This window comes from uncultured Nisaea sp., from assembly GCF_963974195.1.
In the GTDB taxonomy this organism is placed as follows: Bacteria; Pseudomonadota; Alphaproteobacteria; order Thalassobaculales; family Thalassobaculaceae; genus Nisaea.
The window spans coordinates 1-3,110 of the sequence record NZ_CAXBDC010000195.1 but is presented as its reverse complement, the minus strand read 5'-3'; the positions used below and the strand labels follow the sequence as shown (position 1 = coordinate 3,110).

Genomic DNA, 3,110 nt, shown 5'->3' with positions numbered 1-3,110 from the left:
GCCGGCTTTCGGAAACCCTTGTCCGGCTGGAAGCGTCTTTCCCGCCTGCCGCACGTCAGGCGCTTGCCGACTTCCGGGAGCAGATGCAGAGCGCAAGCCGCAGCCAGCCGCTTCACGGGTTCGACCGCAAAATTCTTTCCGATGTACAGGACACCAACAGGACGGAGTTCTGACCGGAGCGGTTGCCTTTCATGCTTGCAAAATACCGGCGGTGCGCCGCAGCCCCCTTGCTGCCGTCACCGGATCGCTCTAAGCCTGCGCCATGCGTATTCTCGAAAACATCATCAGCGACCGAGGCTCCAAATATGCGGTCTCGGGCGGTCCGTGCGCGTCCGAGGAGGAGGCCAAGGCCTTTATCAAGACGCTGTGCACCAAAAAGAAGTTCGCCAAGGCCACCCACAATACCTGGGCGTTTCTGACCGCCGATACGGCGTCAAAAAACGACGATGGCGAGGCGGGCGCGGGCATGGTGATCCTGCGGATGCTGGAGCGGGAAGGGCTGCGCGATCATATCGTCGTGGTGACACGCTGGTTCGGCGGCAAGCATCTGGGAGGCGACCGCTTCCGGCACGTTCAGAATGCCGTGCGGATCTATCTCGACGATCTCGGTGCGGGCTGATGGGGCGCGAAATGATGGGAGGATCTCTTGTTTGAGCCATGCGAATGCGGCAGCGGGAAGAGTTATCTGGGCTGCTGCGGCCGGTTGCATTCCGGGACGCCGGCGCGCGATGCGGAGGAGCTGATGCGCTCGCGCTATTGTGCCTTCGCCCGGGGCAACGCGGCCTACCTGCAGAAGAGCTGGGCGGCGGAGACGCGGCCCCTGATCCTCGACCTGGACCCGGCGCAGGTCTGGACCGGCCTCGTGATCGAGCGCTTTGAGTCGACCGGTCCCGACACCGCCACCGTCCGCTTCACCGCAACCTGGCGGAACGGCACCCACACCGGCCGCGTGCGCGAAACCAGCCGCTTCCGCCGCGAGGGCGCAGACTGGGTTTATATCGACGGCACCTAGAGCGAGTTCGGGGGCGCGCGTCGATTACGCGCTTTTGGCCCGGATCAGATCCGCCGCCTTCTCGGCGATCATGATGGTGGGGACGTTCGTGTTGCCGGTGGTCAGATAGGGCATCACCGAGGCGTCCGCGACCCTGAGCCCCTCGACGCCGCGGACACGGAGCTCCGGGTCGACGACCGCCATCGGGTCGATCCCCATCTTGCAGGTGCCGACCGGATGGTAGAGCGTGGTACCGCGTTCGCGGGCGAATTGCGCGAGCGCGGCCTCGTCCGCTGCAGCCGATCCCGGCCAGAGTTCCGACGCGCTGTGGCGTGCGAGCGACGGCGCCGCGAAGATCCGGCGCACATGCTCCATGCCGGACAGCATCACGCGCAAATCGTCGCGATCCGACAGATAGTTCGGCTTGATGCGCGGCGGCTCCGACGGATCCGGGCTGGCGGCCATCACCGTGCCACGGCTGGAGGGGCGTGTCGGACAGATCACCGTCGCCATGCCGGGCGCGCGCTCCAGCGCCAGCGGCTTGTCCGGATCGTAGCTGGCCGGCGTGAACAGGAGCTGAAGGTCCGGGCTCTCCAGACCCTCGCGGCTGCGGCAGAACACCATCGCGCTGGTCACGCCGAAGGTCAGCGCGCCGGTGCCGAAAAGCGCAAACCGGCCGATCTCGCGCAGCACCCGCCAGCCCCGCGACAGCTCGTTCATCGAGATCGCGTCCCGCACCCGGTGCGTGATGCGCGTGACATAGTGATCGGACAGGTTGGCGCCCACGCCGGGCAGGTCCTGCACCACCGGCAGGCCCAGTCCCGCGACATGTCCGGCCGGGCCGATCCCCGAGAGCTGCAGGATTTGCGGTGAATTGACGGCGCCGCCGCACAGGATCACCTCGCGGGTGGCGCGGACGCGGACATCCTCGCCGTGGCGGCGAAACACCAGCCCGGTGCACCGCAGACCGTCGAAGGTCAGCTTTTGCACCATGGCCTCGGTCTCGATCCGCAGATTGGCGCGCTTGCGCGCCTCGGCCAGGAAGGTGCGTGCGGTCGACGCGCGCCAGCGTCCGCGCCGCGTCATCTGCGAATAAGCGACCCCGTCCTGCCGCGAGCCATTGTAATCGGGGTTCAGGGTAAAACCGGCCTCCTGGGCCGCGCGTACGAAGGCGTGTGTCAGTGGCAGAATGGTCCGGTAATCCTCGACGGGCATCGGGCCGCTGCGCCCCCGGATGGCATCCTCGCCCTTGTCGTAGCGCTCGGACCGGCGAAACAGGGGCAGGACCTCGCTGAAGCTCCACCCCCGGCAGCCGAGTTGCGCCCAGCCGTCATAGTCGGCCGGGTTGCCGCGCACATAGAGCATCCCGTTGATCGAGTGCGACCCGCCCAGCACGCGTCCGCGCGGCCAGTGAATAGCCCGTCCCGCCGTGCCCTCTTCCGGCTCGCTCGCGTAGTTCCAGTTGACGTTCGCGTTATAGAGCAGGCTCTTCACGCCGGCCGGAATGTGGATCAGGGGATTGTGGTCCGCGGGCCCGGCCTCCAGCAGCAGGACCTTTGCCCCGGTCTCGCTCAGGCGGCTCGCCACGACACAGCCGGCGGAGCCTGCGCCGACCACGACATAGTCCGTTTCCATCGCATCCATGCGGATCACCCCTTCGGCTTGAGCGGCGTCTCCGCCTCCACAGTCTCGACCGCCGCCTTCAGCTTCAGCAGCCCGATATCGCGGTTCCGGAACAACTCGTCTGGCTTCATGTCGCCATAGTCGAAATAGCCGGACCCGCTCATCACCCCCATCTTGCCGTCCGCGATCAGTCCCTCCAGGGTCTCGCTGTAGCCCTTCACTTCCGGCGGTGTGTACATCTTGTTGGAGAGCGAGCGGCGGGTCATGTCGAGGCCGGTGAAGTCTGCCTTCATCAGCGCGCCCATGGTCGCCATGCGCAGGGCGAGGCCGTATTTGATGCTGTCGTCGATGGCCTCGGCACTGGCAAAGCCTTCGTCGAGCAGGCGGGTGATCTCCAGCGTCATCGCTGCCTGCAGCCGGTTGGCGACATAGCCGGGAATGAAGCGTTCGAACAGCACCGGCTTCTTGCCGATGGCGCGGTAATGGTCCCGCATCG

Annotated in this window: 4 protein-coding genes; 2 read left to right on the top strand and 2 right to left on the bottom strand. The window is 66.4% G+C overall.

Annotated elements, in window-relative coordinates; translation table 11 throughout:
* Positions 1 to 262 precede the first annotated feature (262 nt).
* Entirely contained in the window at positions 263 to 619 is a 357-nt protein-coding gene (locus AAC126_RS22090; RefSeq protein WP_339857603.1) for a YigZ family protein, read from the top strand.
* A gap of 27 nt (positions 620 to 646) precedes the next feature.
* A complete protein-coding gene (locus AAC126_RS22085; protein WP_339857601.1) occupies positions 647 to 1,012 on the top strand; it encodes a YchJ family metal-binding protein in 366 nt (121 codons plus the stop codon).
* 24 nt (positions 1,013 to 1,036) lie between these two features.
* Here AAC126_RS22085 and AAC126_RS22080 read toward each other — a convergent pair whose 3' ends face one another.
* Both AAC126_RS22080 and AAC126_RS22075 read right to left on the bottom strand, forming a co-directional pair.
* Entirely contained in the window at positions 1,037 to 2,635 is a 1,599-nt protein-coding gene (locus AAC126_RS22080; RefSeq protein WP_339857598.1) for a GMC family oxidoreductase N-terminal domain-containing protein, read from the bottom strand.
* A gap of 5 nt (positions 2,636 to 2,640) precedes the next feature.
* Positions 2,641 to 3,110, bottom strand: a 470-nt coding sequence (locus tag AAC126_RS22075; protein WP_339857596.1) for a 3-hydroxyacyl-CoA dehydrogenase family protein, incomplete at its 5' end; no start/stop codon positions are given.

Coding starts and splice junctions, on each gene's coding strand:
- AAC126_RS22090 (WP_339857603.1), top strand. CDS start 263: ATGCGTATTCTCGAAAACATCATCAGCGACCGAGGCTCCAAATATGCG.
- AAC126_RS22080 (WP_339857598.1), bottom strand. CDS start 2,635: ATGGATGCGATGGAAACGGACTATGTCGTGGTCGGCGCAGGCTCCGCC.